Here is a 16,350-nt window from a genome sequence, read left to right on the forward strand (position 1 = left end):
TAACTAGCGGATAGCACAGACTTTTATTTAACTTACAATAAACCAACAACTTAACAACTAAAAAAGTGTTAAAGAAATATTAAAAACTAAACAAAATGAATAGAACTCATAAATTAAAAACAGTACAGCCATTTTTTGAAAGAGTTTGGGAATGTACAAAAACATTTGAAGTTAGAAAAAACGACAGAGATTTTCAAGGTGGGGACTGGATTACTTTGCAAGAGTATGACCCTATTGAAAATAAATTTCCAGGTAGAGAGGTAAACGGACAAATACTTTATGTTCTTCATAACTTTGAAGGATTAGCGAATGGTTATGTCGCCTTTTCTGTAGATATAAAAGAGTGGATTAACCCTAAAAACTAAAACCAAAAACCCCACCAATTAGGCGGGGTTTTATTTTTTACCACATCGATATTAAACATATCGAAGGGATGACAATTAAGACAATTAGAAGTAGAAAAAAAGCTACCTTAGCTTTTCGGTCGGTTAGGTTTTCAATTAGTTTCATTTTTATCAAATTTATAGTTATATTTCTCTTTTATTTCCTGACTTCGATTTTTAAAACTTGATTTTTTAATCAATTTACCGAAGTCAATGCGGTGCGGGTCGAAGTTTCTTAAATCAATACCTAATGCCACGCACCAATTGTAGTACTTTACTTTTGCTCTTATGCTCATATCTTTAAAAATTGTTTAAGTTTATCTAAATGTTTATCTTTAAATTTCTTATCGCTTTTATCGCTTCGGCACTTACGAAAGTAGCCGTATGATATGCCCATCACCTCAGCAGCTTTTTTGCCACTCATTCCGTATTTTTCTAAGATTACACTAATTTCCATAACTCCCAATTAACCGCTTTTAAATTTTCGTTTGCAGGTTCCATATCGTTCCAAATATCTCTAACTTCCAAATCACTAAACACAACTGTAAGTTCGTCGCTATCGTGCGGAACGTCTCTATCGCCTGATTGCAAACCCTCTTTAGTTTCAATCGTTGCTTTATAGTCAACCTGATATATTAATCCGTCAATCTCGTACTCTTCAAAACTAGCTGAGGTTATTCCTAATTCTAAAATCCGCTCCTCGATTAATCGCTTTAATTCTAATGCTGTTTTTTTCATAATAAAAGTGCGTTACAGTCGCACCCCTGATTAATTGTTATATTTTATCTTGTAATTTAACCGCCAAACAATTTGACATGTAAACTATCATTTCTTCGTCATTAGAAAAGGTCATTTCTTCTTCTAAACATTCAGTAGAGAAATCGCCATCTTCATCAATCCCCCAAGTTGTAGAAAAAGTTTTTGAAGCATAATCAAATTCAAAACCGTTGTCTAATTGTAATTCGTAATTTTTAGAATTAGCAGTCATTGCTTCGTGATTTGCTAAACGAACACCTAAACAAGAATATACATCTTTTAAATTAGAGTTGCTATAACAAGCAATAAGCAAGTAAGAAGCTTCGCTTTTGTCTGATTGGCAAACATTAAAATCAAAATTTAATTGACTTGCTGCTTTTTCTAATATTTGAGTATATGCGTTCATAATTCCTATTGTTTAAATTTCTTATACAAATATAGTGTACATTTATGTTCCCCGCAAGTCTTTTAGCAATTTTAACATAATTTTAACTTTTTTATTTTTATCTTTGTGTTTATGAAAGTAACGATATATCTTAGTAATTATAATTTAATATGATGAGTGTAGATACAGATTTTGAAAAAAGCGTTGAACTGTGGGTTAAAGGTCAAAAAAATAGAATCCAACAATTAGAGGTTACTATTAAATATCTTAAAGATGAAATTTTATTAAAACAGAATCTTTTAGAGTTAGAAATTGAAAGTTTAAAGCATGAAAAAGATTTTTTAGAAAATTATTTAAAATCATTGGAATTATGATAACATTAAAAACAAAAAAGAAAATAATTGACTCTACTGTAAATAGAGAGCGTTTAGTAAATGAAATTTTCAAAGTTACTTTAGAACGTAAGGAGCAAATGGAAGCAACTTTAGGAAAAGACTTCCCTAAATATTTTGAAGTTACTAAAATTGAAAAAGGCACAGCTATTAAAAGCGAAAAGCCCAAAACAGTAAAACGTAAAAAAGGAGAGTAATGGCAGCACCGAAAGGAAATACTAATGCAGAGGTTTGGACTTTTGAAAAGGCTGAACAATTTATGCATAAAGCAGAAGACCTTTCAAGAGGAGAAAACTATGACTTCATAGGGGAGGTTGCTTATGACTTAAGAACGGACAAGGGAACGTTTGATTATATTATAAATAAATATCCTGAGTTAAAATATTTAAAAGCAAAGATTTTAAGCAACTGTGAGGTTAATTGTTTTCGTAACACCAAAAAAGGAAATATTAATGTTGCTGCTGGCATTATAAACCTTAAAAGCAATCATGGTTGGAAAGACAGAAGCGACATTACAACAGACGACAAACCAATCAACCCACCAATACAATGGATAAAAAATGAATCTGATAGCTAATTATCAACCGTTATTTTACAATCCACCAGAAACAAGATATTATCTAATAACAGGAGGCAGAGGGAGTGCAAAATCTTTTCATGCCTCTTTGTTTCTTTTAAACCTTACTTATGAACCAAACGAAATAATACTATTTACACGTTGGACCATGGTATCTGCTCAAATATCAATCATACCAGAGTTTATTGAAAAAATTGAGTTAATGAACCTAGAAAATGATTTTGATGTAAAACAAAATGAAATAGTAAACAAAAAAACAGGCTCAAAAATATTATTTAAAGGGATTAAAACCTCACAAGGAACAGCAACTGCAAACCTTAAATCTATATCGGGAGTTACGTGCTTTGTGTTAGACGAAGCGGAGGAGTTAGTCGATGAGGATATATTTGACAAAATAGACCTTTCAATCAGGGCAAAAAATAAATACAATAGAGTAATAATGATAATGAATCCAAGCAATAAGCAACATTGGATTTATAAGAATTGGATTGAAAAGGAACGGCCAAACACAACATTTATTCATACCACCTATTTAGACAATATTCAAAACCTTTCAGACTCTTTCCTACAACAAGCGGAAACGGTAAAGAATCATAATTTAGATAGGTTTAACCATTTGTTTATGGGTGATTGGATTGAGGATAGCGAAGGCATACTTTGGAACACCGCAATAATAAACAGAGCAAAGATAAAAGTAAAACCCGACAACCTTAGGTGCGTTGTGGCTATCGACCCGGCAACAACCGCAACAAAGAATAGTGATGAAACAGGAATAATTGTTGTTGGTTATGCTGATGATAAGTACTATATTTTAGACGATTTATCAGGGCGTTACTCTCCAACGGAATGGGCAAAGGTAGCACATCAAGCTTTTGTTGCTTATGGTTGCGATTACTATGTGGCAGAAAAGAATCAAGGAGGCGATATGGTAAAGGCTGTTTTAGCTAATCAAGATGCAAACAATCTTATTAAATTAGTAACCGCAACAAAAGGGAAGTTCACACGTGCAGAGCCTATTTATCAATTATACGAGAATAATAAAGTATTTCACGTTGGTGATTTTCCTATATTGGAGCGTCAAATGGTGACTTTTAACCCTGATAAAAATACAACTTCACCCGATAGGGTAGATGCATTGGTTTGGGGCGTTACAGAACTTTCCGCAAAAAGTAATGTAGATTTATTTTTGTATTAAAATATTTGTTTATATTTGTAAAAATTTGTATAGATGATTTTAGACTGGTTCAAGAAAACAGTAGTAAATAAAGTCAATGCTTTGTATTTTCAAAACATTGGAGGCGGTGAGGTGACGATTGACTATAAATCTACGTGGGCTATTGAAACAGCATTTATGCAAAATCCTGATGTTTATGCTATTTTAACGCAAATGGCCAACAAGACATCAACCGTTCCTTACTACTGCAAAAAGATAAAATCTGACGAAAGCTATAAATCATACCAACAAAAAAGAAAGCAATTTCACCCAACAACACAAGGTGTATTGACTGAATTAAAAGCACAATCAAAAACATTTGATAAGGAGCAATATAAGCCAATACCGCTTGAAAGACCGAACCCTCTTATGGGGTGGTCAGAGTTTTTCCAATTATACAAAATCTATTTAAAGGCTTGTGGTAATGTGTTTCTTTACATTTTAAAGAATGAGCAAGGAAAACCGATTGCAATCTATGTACTGCCTTCTCATTTGATTCAGATACTAATTAAACCAAATGCTTTTAATTTCACATTGGAAAGCCCTGTATTAGGTTATCAACTAATTTATCAAACGCAATCAATCCCTTTTTTAGAGGAGGAAGTAATCCATATTAAAACACCTAATCCCGATTGGACTTTTGAAGCTAGTCAAATGTATGGTCAATCACCATTAAAGGCAGCATATTTAAACATAGAAAATCAAATTTCAGCTAATAAACATTTGAATAAGATGTTGAAAAGTTCGGGGGCTTTTGGGTTTATATTTGCTAAAGGTGAATCTTTGACAGAGTCACAAGCCCAACAATTCACAGAGCGTATAAAAGATATGGACTTGTCTAAGGAAAGAATGGCTAAAATTGCAGGTATTTCAAAAGAGATAGGTTTTCAAAGAATAGCTTTAGGAAATGATGAGTTAGAGCCGTGGGTGGCTTTACAATGGGATAGAAAAACTATCTGTAACGTGTTAGGATGGGCAGATGAGTTAATGAACAACGACGGCAAAAGCGGTTTGGGTGGTTCCGAATTGAAAGAAGCTAAAAAATCCGTTCTTACAGATAATATTTACCCTGATTTATTGATGATAGAGGAGGCACTTAATAAATATTTCATTCCTTTCTTTTCAGACTACAAAGGGTATAAACTTTGCTTTGACATATCGGAGATGCCCGAACTTCAAGAGGATATTAAGATGTTAATGGAGTGGTTAGATAAAGCACCGGTAACACTTAATGAAATCCGAGAATTGATTAAATTTGAAAGATTAGAAGGGGATGGTATGGATGATGTTTGGATAGGAAAGGGAAAAATAAGATTAGACGAGGCGATGTTAAACAGTTCATTTTTAGCAAATATTCCTGATGACGAAAGCCCAAAGATATAGACAATTATTTTTAGCTTTACACGGCAAGAATGAGCGATTATTAACCCGTGATATTCAAAAGGCATTGCGTAAAGATATACGTTCTTTAAATTTAGCGATTATTGACGAGTCGAACTATGAAGGAGTTTTGTTATATTTGAACCTAAAAAACTTTGAGCAAACGCTAATTGATTTTTATATTAAGGCAGGTACTCAAACGGGAGAGATAGCCAAAAAAGATATAGCAAAGCAAGTAAAAAGGGTTAGTCCTTTTTTTAGTGAAGTATGGAGGGATTTTGTTATTAGACAAATAACACCCGCTTTAGCTTCAAAGGTTGTGACAATGAAAGCCACGTTATTGACAGATTTAAACAAATTGATAACGGAATATATTAGTTTGAATTTGGATATAGTTGACATAGCAAGTGCTATTACTGAATTTGTAAACGACCCTAAATTTTATAAATGGCAATCGTTACGAATAGCACGAACAGAAACAACTACTGCAATGAATATGGCAGTAAACCAAGTAGGAGCGGATAGCGATGTTCTTTTGGATAAGGAGTGGATAAGTGCAGGTGATGGAGAAGTTAGAGAAAGTCATCAATTAATGGATGGCACAAGAGTTGAACAAGATGAGCCTTTTGGGAACGGTTTAATGTATCCGGGCGACCCGAATGGAGATGCAAGTGAGGTGGTAAATTGTAGATGCACGTTTCTACAAATTCCAAAAAGAGATACGCAAGGTAATTTAATATTTACAGTATGAAAAAATTAGAGTATAAAAGTATAACGGGGGGTGTAGATGACATTGATTCTAATAAAAGAATTGTAACGGGTTATCTTTCACGCTTTGGCAATACTGATTTGGATGATGATATAATTGAGGATGGTGCATTTACGAAGACGTTAATGGAGCGTTCAAATCAAATATTCTTTTTAAATCAGCACAATTGGAGCCAACCACACGGTAAATTCCAAGAGTTGGCACAAGATGAGTATGGATTGAAATTTGTTTCTCAACCTTTGCCCGATACAACCTACTCAAATGATGCTATTAAGCTATACGAGGCAGGAATATTAAAAGAGCACTCAATCGGATTCAGTACTATTGTCAGCGAATGGAACAACAACACCAAGAAAAGATACATCAAAGAGGTGAAATTGTACGAGGGCTCAAACGTTACACTTGGTGCCAATCCTGATGCAATATTTACGGGGTTGAAATCCTTCACGAAAGAGGATATAAACGAAAGAGAAAAAGCAATTTTAAAAGCGTTTAGAAACGGAACTTTCACAGATGAAACTTTTACGCTTTTAGAATTAGCATTGAAAGAATTGCAATTGCAATCTTATGAATTAGGCAAAAAGGATGCACTCACAGAGCCGACAGAAGTCACTCAAACAGAGCCGCAAGATGCAGAGATATTAGAAACAATTAAAAATTTTAAATTTTAAGAAATGACACCAGAAGAAATCAAAGCTCTATTAGAGCAAAAGAAAGCCGATTTTGACGCTAAAATAGCAGGATTGGACACAACTATTCAAACTAAGGCGAATGAATTGTTTGCAGGTTTGGAAACAAAAATGACTGAAACCCTAAACGCTAAAGATGCGGAAGTAAAAGCGTTAGAGACTCGTATTGATGCTTTAGTAGCAGAGGCAAAAGCAAAGCAAACTAAAACTGAGGTTAAATCCTTCTCGAATGAGTTTTCTAAATCTATTCAAGAGAAACACGCGGATTTACAATTAGTAAGCAAAGGGCGTTCGGTTGCTTTTGAAATGAAAGACTTGACCATTAACACAAACAACACTTTAACAGGTGGTTTGGCTAATGAGAATGGTGGTGCGGTTATTAGACAAGGTGATGCGGTTATCTTACCTACTCCACTTGTAAACTTCGCTAATTTAGTAGCTACGGTTACGGGTTCAGAAGACACTATTAGAATTTGGAGAGAAGCAGCTACTGCGAATGCAATTGCTTCGGTAACAAAAGGAGATGCAAAACCTGAACAAGACTTTGACATTCCGCCTGTTGTATTTACAGCTTCTTACCGTGCAGGTTTATACCGTTTCCATAAATCAATGATGCGTAACTTGCCTTGGATGCAATCACGTTTACCTCAAATGTTAAGAAGAAACTATTTCAAATCTGAAAACGCTTCTTTTTACGGTGCATTGAAAGCTGCTGCATCTGTTTACACAGGTACGGGAGTTGGAGTAGTTGCTTTAGTAGAGGCTATTGCACAATTGGAGGCTGCGGATTTTGCAGTAAACGGAATCGTATTGAATCCAACGGATTGGGCTAACATTTCTGTTACAAGAGATGACAACAATCAATTTTCTTTACCAAATACGGTAACATTTGTAAACGGTCAATTGACTGTAAACGGTATTCCTGTTTATAAAGCTACTTTCGTAACTGCGGGTGAGTTTATCGTTGGAGATTGGACACAGGCGTACAAGTACGTTACAGATGGTCTTAAAGTTGAGTTCTTTGAGCAAGATGTTGACAACGTACAATACAACGCTATCACTACAAGAGTAGAGGAAAGCAATGTGTTAGTAATTGAGCAACCTTTAGCATTCGTTAGAGGTGAATTGGATGGAACACCTCCATCAGTATAAATAAACTAAGGGAGGTTTAACCGCCTCCCTTTTTTAAATTAAAAGCTATGTTATTAGAGTTAGAAAGAGTAAAGAATTATTTGAGAGTTGATCCTGACCAAATTTTTGATGATGCCGAAATTGAGTCAATGGTAAACGGTGCATTTCAATATTTTTCAAATGAAACAAATCATATATTTGGGTTAATAGACAAAGATTATTATTCTCCGTTTAGAATATATGACTTTCCGATTACAGACACCTCAACTCTAACTAAACGAGCGAATTATTACGTTCCTAACTATTGTGTAGAAACTTCTTTTATCACATTAGAAGTAGGCTACGAAACAGAGGCAGATATCCCTGCGGATATTATCCAATGTATATTGGATATTACTAAAGTTTGGTATTATTCAACAGAGCAAGAGCAAAATACAGGATTAATGCCGATGACAATTAAACAAGTGATTGAAAAATATAGAAGGTTCCATTTATGATACCGATTGAAGCGAGAAAATATAACTGTATGATTGAACTTTGGGAGGTTACTAAGGTGCAAGACGGTTATGGAGGCAATACGGTACAGAATGAAAAAATTACAGATATTTACGCACGTAGAATCGAACCACGTGCAACAAATTACAGTACGGGCGGTCAAGTGTTTGACAAATACGACCAGTCTTTTATAATTAGAAAAAGAGAAATCGATAGTAATGTTAATTTTGTTGTTTTTAACGGTTATCAATACACGATTCAAAATATAGAATTGACACAATTAGAAACGCAAATTAGAATCAATTGTGTTAATCCAAAAGCATTAAAACAACCTATTCCAACACCAAGCGTATAATGTCATCAAAAGTAACAGGAGTTCGTGAGTTGGTAGATAGCTTTAAGAAGGCAAGAAAAGACATTGAAAAGCAATGCGTTCAGATAGTAAGTGCCAATGCTTTTGAGGGCAGAAACGAGGCGGTTAAAAACGCTCCTATTGCTTTTGGTAAATTAAGACAGTCAATAGGTATAGAAATAAGTTCAGATAAATTAGAGCAGTCAGTTGTAGCCAATGCGGATTATGCACCGTATATCGAGTTTGGAACGGGCGGAAAAGTATCAGTTCCAAGTGAATGGGCAGAATTAGCGAACGGATTTAAAGGTCAGAACTTTAGTAAGGATGATATTTTGGAACGTTTGCGTAATTGGTGCAGATTAAAAGGAATAGATGAGAAATATGCTTATCCAATAATGGTTACAATATTTAGAGAAGGTATGCGACCTCAACCGTTTATGTATCCGGCTTGGCAAAAAGTAAAAAAACAATTTAGTAGAGATATGGTAAATTTTATGCGAAATGCTTAATCCTGATAAATACATACGGAAATACTTTTATCACTACCTAACGGGTGAAGGTTTGAACGTATTTGACAGTTCTCAAGGTGTAGATAATGAAGATTTTTGCGTACTTTTGTCAACACAGATCAAAGTATTAGAACACGGTAATAAATGCGTAAAAAATTGGGATTCTACTATATTGATTGAAATCATACAAAGAGTGCCAAATGTTGGTAATACGGGTTCAAGAGCAGCTATAAACGACGCAGAAAATGAAGTCGCAGTTGCTTATGAATTATTTGAGATTGAAGAATTTACGCCAACAACAAAAGCGTATAGTTCCACAGATTTAGTAACATACGGATTGAATGAAATCATAAATAGAACAATAGTAACAATTAATTTAAAACTTTATCAAAATGAGTACAACACCGATTAAAGGCGAAAATGGAATATTATTCCTTTACTTAGACGATGCGTGGAAGCCTATCGCTTGTCTAACATCAAATTCACTATCTACAACCGTTGAGGTTATTGAAAGACAAACAAAATGTGCGCCAGGCGTAACTGAAAAAAGTGCGGGTGTATTTAATTATTCACTTTCGGCAGATGGCGAATATATCGACACAACAACAGAGGGCGGAGATGATGCTAAAGCCTCACACGATGCTTTATTAGTATTGCAAGAGTCAAGAGAATTACAGCAATGGAAATTAGATACCGATATGAGCAATGAAAGTTCTGTAAAGTATTATGGCACTGCATTAATAACTGATTTATCTTTAGACCAAGCGGTAAACGAAAACAGTACTTTTTCAGCTACTTTAGATGGAAACGGTGCGATTTTAAGAACAGACCCTAACGTAGCGCCAAGCGTATAATATTATGAACAATAGAGCAACTTTTTTTAATAGAGAAATAATCTTTGGAACTTATTTTTTAGGCGAATGGATTGAGCAATCAGGAACAAACGACATACAAGAGTCGTTTAACTGCCTATCTAAAAACCCTTTTAAATACATTCCTTTGTTTATTCATTGTGGTATAAATTGTACCGCAACTTTAACAGGATTGGAAAAAGTATCGCTTAACGATGTGATTAATGAAGTTGACAATGTAGGGGGGATTCAATCGGAGGCGATACAGAATTTATTAACGGTATTTACGACTTCAATTACCACACAGTTGGGAAAGGAGAAGGTGGAGGGAAAGAGCCACCGACCAAAAGTAAAAAGATAAATTTTGATGAAGAAGTTTTTTCTTTTTGTTTGTTTGAGTTAGGTTGCGACTCCCTGAGGCAAGTGTATATGATGAGTTGGCGGGAGTTTCAACTTAGGTCATTTGGATATAAAAGAAAAGACCGTCAAGATTGGTTAAAAGTTCGCGAGGTTGCTTATTCAAGTTTAGTAGGTTCGCATTTAGACCCAAAAAAGCTACCAAAGACAAAAGAAAAATTCTTACCTTTAGGAATGGAGCAACAAAAAAGGGTTAGTGATGAGCAAAAAGAGAACTTTTTAAAAGCATTTAGAAAATACCAAAATGAGCGAAAAACTTAATTTTAGCATAGGCGTTGATTTGTCGGATTTGAACAAGGGGCTTGAAAAAGCTTCGGGTTCAATTAAATCTTTTGCCGATAGAACCAAAGAATCTTTTGATAAAGTAGGCAAAGGAATTGTTGACGTTGGCGTTAAGTTTTCCGCTTTATCTGCGGGTATTATCGCAGGGGTTGGAGCTATGGGATTACTCGCAAAAAATGTGGGTAATGTAGCTGATAGACTTTTGGATTTGTCAGACATTACAGGGATGACAACCGATGCTATACAAGAGTGGCAATATGTAGCTAAAATAGCGGGTGTAAGTACAGAAACGGTAACAAATGCGGCAGAGGGGCTCGTTAGACGTTTAAAAGACGTTGGGGAAGAAGGTAGCCCAGCCGTTAAGGTATTGCAAGGATTAGGAATAGCGAGTAAAGACGCTAATGGACAGATAAGAAATGCGGGTGATATAGTTGATGAAACTATAATGAAACTTGCGTCTTTGGAGAATATAACGGAGCGAAACACTTTAGGTTCACAATTATTTGGAGGGGCTTGGAAGGACATCGCACCTATTTTATCTTTGGGGGGTGATGGTATTACCCAATTAAGAGAAGAAGCCCAATCTTTAGGGCTTGTAATGAGCAATGAAGCCTTGCAAAGTGCTAATGCATTTAGACAAGCTACTGAAAAATTATCGGCTAAATTTGAAGCATTAAAAAATAATATCGGGGCTAAATTAGCACCTTTATTAACAAATACACTATTACCATTAATTGACAAATACATAGTTCCTGCAATGGAGAAATTCGTTTCCGTAATAGGAAGCGTTATTGATTGGTTTCAGCAACTTTCACCGACAATCAAACAGGTTATATTAATCGTTGGAGGCTTGTTAGTTGCTTTGGGGCCATTATTAGTTGCAATAGGTGGTTTTGTACAATTTTTACCAATTTTATTAAAAGGTTTAGCAGTTTTAACGGGGCCTATTGGTTTAATCGTTGCAGGTATAACTTTGCTAACGATTGCAATTGTTAAGAATTGGGATACTATTAAAAGATGGGCACAGAATATTGTCAACTATTTTATAAAACTTTATAACGAATCGATGATTTTTAGAATAGGTATTGAGGCGGTAATTCTAGTATTTAAAAATCTTTTTGATGCGGTTAAATTTGTATTCACTTCTCTTTACAATATCGTTACAACGGTATTCAAGAACATTTACGAAGCGTTAAAAGGGGTTGCGAAGCTTATATTTTCTGTTTTGACTTTTGACTTAACAGGGATAAAAGATGCACTTTCAAAAACTTTCAATTCAGTCACTAAAAACACAAGTAATTTATTTGCAGAAATTACAAACGACGCAAAAAAGTTATTTAGTAATATTGCGGAAAATAAAGCAAAGGCAGTTCAGAACGTATTGACACGAAAACTTCAAGAGGTTGATTTTACAACTAAACCCGAAGCTACACAAAAGTTACAAGAAGCAGTTTCAGATGCAGTTAGTGAAGGAGCTGCAAATGGATTAGCAGGAGGTGGTCGTAGACAGATAAAGCCAATCCAAAGCGGGATGACTGCGGAAGGGCCTGTAATGGGGCAAATTGCAGCTGACCCATTATTAGCGTTTAGAGAAAGATTAAGCGAGGAGTTTATTCGTATTCAAAACTTGATGTTAGATTTAGATGCCGAAATAAGTACCTTAATAAACGATTCAATAGCAAACACTTTCAGCTCATTAGGCGACGCAATAGGTAATGCTTTAGCAGGAAGTGGTAATGTGTTGAGTAATTTAGGAAATGCACTTTTGCAATCTATGGGAAGTTTCTTAAAACAATTAGGGGGTTTATTTATAAAATACGGTGCAGCAGCGTTATTTTTTGATAAGGTAAAAAAATCCTTAGCAACAGGCATAGGCACACCAGCGGCCGCAGCTGGATTAATTGCTGCGGGTATAGCCTTAACGGCTATCGGTGGAGCAATAGGTTCAGCATCTAGCGGTGGACTTGGAGGAGGTGGTGGAGGCGGTGCATCAAGTAGCACAGCTTCAAGTGGTTCATCTTTCACTCAAAGCGTTTCAGCCAACAGGGATAATGAAGTGGTATTTAGAATAGCAGGGACTGACCTTTTGGGAGTTTTAAGACGTGCGGAAAACCAAGCAAATAGAATAGGATAATGGCAATTTACAGACCTAAATATAGAATGACTTACGGCAACATCTCGGGTGATAATTTTGAATTGATTATCGAAGAGCGTGGCCTACCTTTTGGGGAGGTCATTCCTATGGAGGGGTATTGTACGTTATCAAACAAAAGCGTTGATGATTTTTTCACTGCCGTACGTGGGGCATCTTTAGAGATTGATTTTTTAGCTACCTTAGAGCAGCCGTTTGAGCAATTTAACGTAATACAAGAATTTCAATTATTAGCTAAATTTTACAGAAACGGTAACGAAATATTTAGGGGATGGATAAATCCCGATGGAGTTTCACAGAGTTATGTAGTTGATAAATGGAACGTTCGACTTGTGGCAGTGGATGGATTAGCCTTTTTAAAGAATTATGAATTTGATGCAAAGGAAATAGCACCTCAGGAGTTTAATTATTTATATTGCATTTTAGAGCGGTTAAATTTAGATTTGCCTTTAGCTACTTTTGATGATATTAATAATTTATTTTTACCAAACGGAACCCCTTTAACCTATGATTTGACGAGTCAATTAAGAAGGATTTTAAATGATAAAGTATTTAGGAATAAGAACGGCCGTTTTTTAGACTGCCAAACTATTTTAAACGATATCCTTCAAAAGTACAACTTCACTTTATCACAGCAGAATATAAACGGTAATTTAGTTTGGTTAATAGCAAGAACACCGTTTGTAGTATCGGCAACAACACAAAGGGGCATAGTTTGGAGGTTAGATGGTATTAATGAAACAACGGGCGTACCTACTTGGGCAAGGAATGGCACTTTTGAAAGACCTACGTCTTTAATAGGCTCACAATCACAAGCAAGTGAAGTAGTTTTTGATGCTATCCATTGCAATGAAAATCAAGAAATAAGCTATGCGCCCGCATTGCAGAATTTTAGATTCGAGCAGAAGTGGTTAGGGTTTTTGAATAAAGGATTTGAATCTTTTAACAATACGAATTATGATTTAGAATCAAATTCAGAGTTTATTGATGGTGAATTGAAAACATTTTCCACAACTTCAAACATATTAGGGGCTACGCAATTGTTGCCAATACAATTATATCATTTAAGACCTTTACATTTTAATATAAATTTCAATTACACTATCTTTGGGGGTAGCAACTTAAATCAAGGACAAGCTTCCTATCAATGTGTTATAAGAGCTGTTGATGTAGCAGCTAGCAATATATATTATCTAAAAAGAATTGATGGAGAAAATCAATGGACTGATGAATTTACTATTTATAGGCTTCCAATAGTTACAATAGAATCAACTTTTAATGCAGTTACTAATGTTTCAGCTAATATTGAGACTCCAGAAATTAATAATGTTGACTTATACATTGATATTTACAGACCAAGAAGAGTTGGGATAGTCACGTTTCCTTTTACAATAACAACGCACAGTATAGAGGTTTTTTTTGATGACCCTTTATTAGGTCTTGGAGAGTACCACGATTGCACTCGTAACAATTTCTCGAGTTCATATTTAAAAGAGCCCGTTAAAGTTATAAATTCAAACGAAAATAACAACCTATTTTTAAACAATTTATATCAAAGTAATTTAACGGTTATAACACCACAAAACTCTTGGCAAAAAGGCAATGCAGGTACTTTATATTCCGACTTATTAGAGCTGACAAGTAGAGAGCGTATAGATTTAATGCAAAGGCCACAGATGATTTTCAGGGGTGATGTTTACGGGTTTGTCCCCTATTGGGGAGTGGTTGCTTATCATTTATTGGAAGGCACTTTTTTAATAACTGATTATAAATACAACACAAGGGATAATATAATCACAATTGAAAGTCAGCAATATTTTACGGCAATAGTTCCAAAAAATTATGAAAAAAGCTATATATTTGACGATGAACGAAATGTATTAATAAAAGGATGAGTATAATACAAGGAAATGATAGAATTTTATTTGTAAAAGTGGGTGATATTTTTCAGCCTATCGCTTGTTTGTCATCAAATGGAATGGATGAAGATGTTGAGATGCTGTCAACAACAACAAGAAATTCAGAGGGTTGGAGGACTTCTTTACCTACTCAACAAGGATTTAGCGTTAATTTTACTGGATTTCAAATAAGAACCTTGTTTTTATCAAATGTTCAGAACCTTGTACAAACTAAATTTATTTTAACTTTTTTAAATAATACAGATGATTTTATTAAATTTAGAATAGAATATCAAGGTGTTTTTTATTTTTATAATAAAACAATAACAACAGACACAGGATTAATAGCCGCAAACCCATTTTTTTATATCTTAAGAGGTGCCACAATAACAGAAACAGTTTTTAACTTTGCTGTAAATTTAAACACTTACAATGCTGAAATAGCAACTTTTGAAGCTAACGGAAACTCATTAAATGTAATAATGAACGACTTGACAGCTACTTATGAAATATTAGTCCCAAACACAACGCCTATTAGTTATGTGGTTATTACCACAAATGCAAACCCTCCGGAAACACCTAATGATTTAGTAAGTTACGATAGGCTTAGGCAGTTCAAAAGAGAACGCAGATTTTTAACGTTTAGAATTATGAATACCGAGCCTTTGCCTCAATTCATAGATGAGTTTGACGGGTATATTACTCAAATTTCGGAAATCTCACCCGTTAATGAGGATGCTACTTTTGAGGGTACAATAACAGGATGGGGAGTTCCAAGATTGATTATAAACGATATAGGATTAGCCACTGGCGACGACTTTGTAGAGGACGGAAATGATAACATAATTGAACCATAATGAGCGATATTACAAAAATAAAAATTAATCAATTACAACCAGGCACAATTCAGCTAAGTAGTTTAATTATGTTTGGGGTTGGTGATGAAATACAAACAACATCTCTTTCAAATGCTTTGGATTTAATAACGGTTGGCGACCCAAACGTAAGACCTCGTTTAGTGGATTACAACGTGACTGTTTTAGAAGCTAATTTATTATCTTTTCTTAATTCAGTAAACATAACCATTGCAAGCGGTGAAATCGTTTACCTTCGCTTCTTTTTGATTAAATCAAACGGACTTCTATACCGCCAAACGTATCAAATACCACTTAGTACTGGCGTTTATAACCCCCTTAGCTCATTTTTAGATTTTGATAGTTTAATCTTAATTAATTCTGAAAATTTAGCTGTTCAATCGGATGCCAACACTGTTACTTATTCATTTGACAATTTAGGACAATTGAATATTAGCGACCCTGCGATAGATTTTAGTGATTCTGAAAAAGTCTATATTGTTGTGTTATCCGCTATTCCTTATCTGTTTATTGGGGATTTAGGATTTTATGGAGATGGGGAATTACAAATGACTTTGGATGATTTACAAATATTATCTTTCGGAACGGGTATTAATAGCGTAACGGGTAATTTAGTGAATAACGACGACCCGAACAACCCTGTTGTAAATGCGATTCCCCAATCCGTACTAACCATTCCTGCAACTTTAGCAGATTTAGAAGAGTTTGGAGTAACAGGATTTGACGACGTTACTCTTTTTGCGATTGATTCATATATTGCAACACTTGACACCCCAATTGGCGAAAATACATTAGTAAAAGTCAAAGTAACAGCAAACACACCCGATGCACGTGCTATGTTTTT

The 16,350-nt window shown here is 34.8% G+C and carries 22 protein-coding genes; 20 read left to right on the top strand and 2 right to left on the bottom strand.

The genetic code is table 11. The features are described 5' to 3' along the window. Nucleotides 1-95: 95 nt before the first annotated feature. Complete coding sequence (locus JU82_RS08485) at nt 96-365, top strand: DUF3850 domain-containing protein (RefSeq protein ID WP_037949401.1); 270 nt, start codon at nt 96-98, stop codon at nt 363-365. Nucleotides 366-824: 459 nt separating this feature from the next. Here JU82_RS08485 and JU82_RS08495 read toward each other — a convergent pair whose 3' ends face one another. After that, nucleotides 825-1,121, bottom strand: a complete 297-nt coding sequence (locus tag JU82_RS08495; RefSeq protein WP_037949405.1) for a hypothetical protein — start codon at nt 1,119-1,121, stop codon at nt 825-827. Between the two features lie 37 nt (nt 1,122-1,158). Beyond that, on the bottom strand, nt 1,159-1,545 hold the full coding sequence (locus JU82_RS08500) for a hypothetical protein (protein ID WP_037949407.1): 387 nt from the start codon (nt 1,543-1,545) through the stop codon (nt 1,159-1,161). 152 nt (nt 1,546-1,697) lie between these two features. On the opposite strand from JU82_RS08500, the gene JU82_RS08505 reads away from it, so the two are divergent. The 19 genes from JU82_RS08505 to JU82_RS08600 form a co-directional block, all read left to right on the top strand. Next, nucleotides 1,698-1,898: a hypothetical protein gene (locus JU82_RS08505; protein WP_294892640.1), complete on the top strand. Its 201-nt coding sequence runs from the start codon at nt 1,698-1,700 to the stop codon at nt 1,896-1,898. Beyond that, the gene (locus JU82_RS08510) at nt 1,895-2,113 is read left to right on the top strand and encodes a hypothetical protein (protein WP_037949411.1); all 219 of its coding nucleotides are present in this window, start codon (nt 1,895-1,897) and stop codon (nt 2,111-2,113) included. The genes JU82_RS08505 and JU82_RS08510 overlap by 4 nt, the downstream gene beginning before the upstream one ends. After that, entirely contained in the window at nt 2,113-2,493 is a 381-nt protein-coding gene (locus tag JU82_RS08515) for a hypothetical protein (protein ID WP_037949413.1), read from the top strand. The genes JU82_RS08510 and JU82_RS08515 overlap by 1 nt, the downstream gene beginning before the upstream one ends. Further along, nucleotides 2,477-3,688: a PBSX family phage terminase large subunit gene (locus JU82_RS11970; RefSeq protein ID WP_294892642.1), complete on the top strand. Its 1,212-nt coding sequence runs from the start codon at nt 2,477-2,479 to the stop codon at nt 3,686-3,688. Before JU82_RS08515 ends, JU82_RS11970 begins: the two co-directional genes overlap by 17 nt. Nucleotides 3,689-3,721: 33 nt before the next feature. Continuing rightward, entirely contained in the window at nt 3,722-5,089 is a 1,368-nt protein-coding gene (locus JU82_RS08530) for a phage portal protein (RefSeq protein WP_037949414.1), read from the top strand. Next, on the top strand, nt 5,067-5,837 hold the full coding sequence (locus tag JU82_RS11975) for a phage minor head protein (RefSeq protein ID WP_294892644.1): 771 nt from the start codon (nt 5,067-5,069) through the stop codon (nt 5,835-5,837). Before JU82_RS08530 ends, JU82_RS11975 begins: the two co-directional genes overlap by 23 nt. Next, complete coding sequence (locus JU82_RS08540; RefSeq protein WP_294892645.1) at nt 5,834-6,526, top strand: HK97 family phage prohead protease; 693 nt, start codon at nt 5,834-5,836, stop codon at nt 6,524-6,526. The genes JU82_RS11975 and JU82_RS08540 overlap by 4 nt, the downstream gene beginning before the upstream one ends. Nucleotides 6,527-6,529: 3 nt before the next feature. Next, nucleotides 6,530-7,696: a phage major capsid protein gene (locus tag JU82_RS08545; RefSeq protein WP_037949416.1), complete on the top strand. Its 1,167-nt coding sequence runs from the start codon at nt 6,530-6,532 to the stop codon at nt 7,694-7,696. A 47-nt stretch (nt 7,697-7,743) separates the two neighbouring features. Further along, complete coding sequence (locus JU82_RS08550) at nt 7,744-8,172, top strand: head-tail connector protein (RefSeq protein WP_037949418.1); 429 nt, start codon at nt 7,744-7,746, stop codon at nt 8,170-8,172. Next, nucleotides 8,169-8,525 carry a head-tail adaptor protein gene (locus JU82_RS08555; protein WP_037949420.1) on the top strand — a complete coding sequence of 119 codons (357 nt, stop codon included), beginning with the start codon at nt 8,169-8,171 and terminating at the stop codon, nt 8,523-8,525. Before JU82_RS08550 ends, JU82_RS08555 begins: the two co-directional genes overlap by 4 nt. After that, a complete protein-coding gene (locus tag JU82_RS08560) occupies nt 8,525-9,031 on the top strand; it encodes an HK97-gp10 family putative phage morphogenesis protein (protein WP_037949422.1) in 507 nt (168 codons plus the stop codon). The genes JU82_RS08555 and JU82_RS08560 overlap by 1 nt, the downstream gene beginning before the upstream one ends. Before the next feature lie 52 nt (nt 9,032-9,083). Further along, nucleotides 9,084-9,443 (top strand): hypothetical protein, encoded by a 360-nt coding sequence (locus tag JU82_RS08565; protein ID WP_294892648.1) that lies wholly within the window; start codon nt 9,084-9,086, stop codon nt 9,441-9,443. Next, nucleotides 9,424-9,885, top strand: a complete 462-nt coding sequence (locus tag JU82_RS08570; RefSeq protein ID WP_037949427.1) for a phage tail tube protein — start codon at nt 9,424-9,426, stop codon at nt 9,883-9,885. Before JU82_RS08565 ends, JU82_RS08570 begins: the two co-directional genes overlap by 20 nt. Nucleotides 9,886-9,889: 4 nt before the next feature. Beyond that, entirely contained in the window at nt 9,890-10,243 is a 354-nt protein-coding gene (locus JU82_RS08575; RefSeq protein ID WP_037949429.1) for a hypothetical protein, read from the top strand. Between the two features lie 68 nt (nt 10,244-10,311). After that, nucleotides 10,312-10,560, top strand: coding sequence for a hypothetical protein (locus tag JU82_RS08580; protein WP_294892652.1), 249 nt, complete (start codon nt 10,312-10,314; stop codon nt 10,558-10,560). After that, nucleotides 10,544-12,715, top strand: coding sequence for a hypothetical protein (locus JU82_RS08585; RefSeq protein ID WP_037949431.1), 2,172 nt, complete (start codon nt 10,544-10,546; stop codon nt 12,713-12,715). Before JU82_RS08580 ends, JU82_RS08585 begins: the two co-directional genes overlap by 17 nt. After that, nucleotides 12,715-14,628 (top strand): hypothetical protein, encoded by a 1,914-nt coding sequence (locus JU82_RS08590; RefSeq protein ID WP_037949433.1) that lies wholly within the window; start codon nt 12,715-12,717, stop codon nt 14,626-14,628. Before JU82_RS08585 ends, JU82_RS08590 begins: the two co-directional genes overlap by 1 nt. Then, entirely contained in the window at nt 14,625-15,488 is an 864-nt protein-coding gene (locus tag JU82_RS11980; RefSeq protein WP_294892654.1) for a hypothetical protein, read from the top strand. The genes JU82_RS08590 and JU82_RS11980 overlap by 4 nt, the downstream gene beginning before the upstream one ends. Next, a partial coding sequence (locus JU82_RS08600; protein WP_037949435.1) for a hypothetical protein occupies nt 15,488-16,350 on the top strand: 863 nt, incomplete at its 3' end. The genes JU82_RS11980 and JU82_RS08600, both read left to right, overlap by 1 nt.

It is taken from the genome of Sulfuricurvum sp. MLSB (assembly GCF_000747095.1).
Classification (GTDB): Bacteria; Campylobacterota; Campylobacteria; order Campylobacterales; family Sulfurimonadaceae; genus Sulfuricurvum.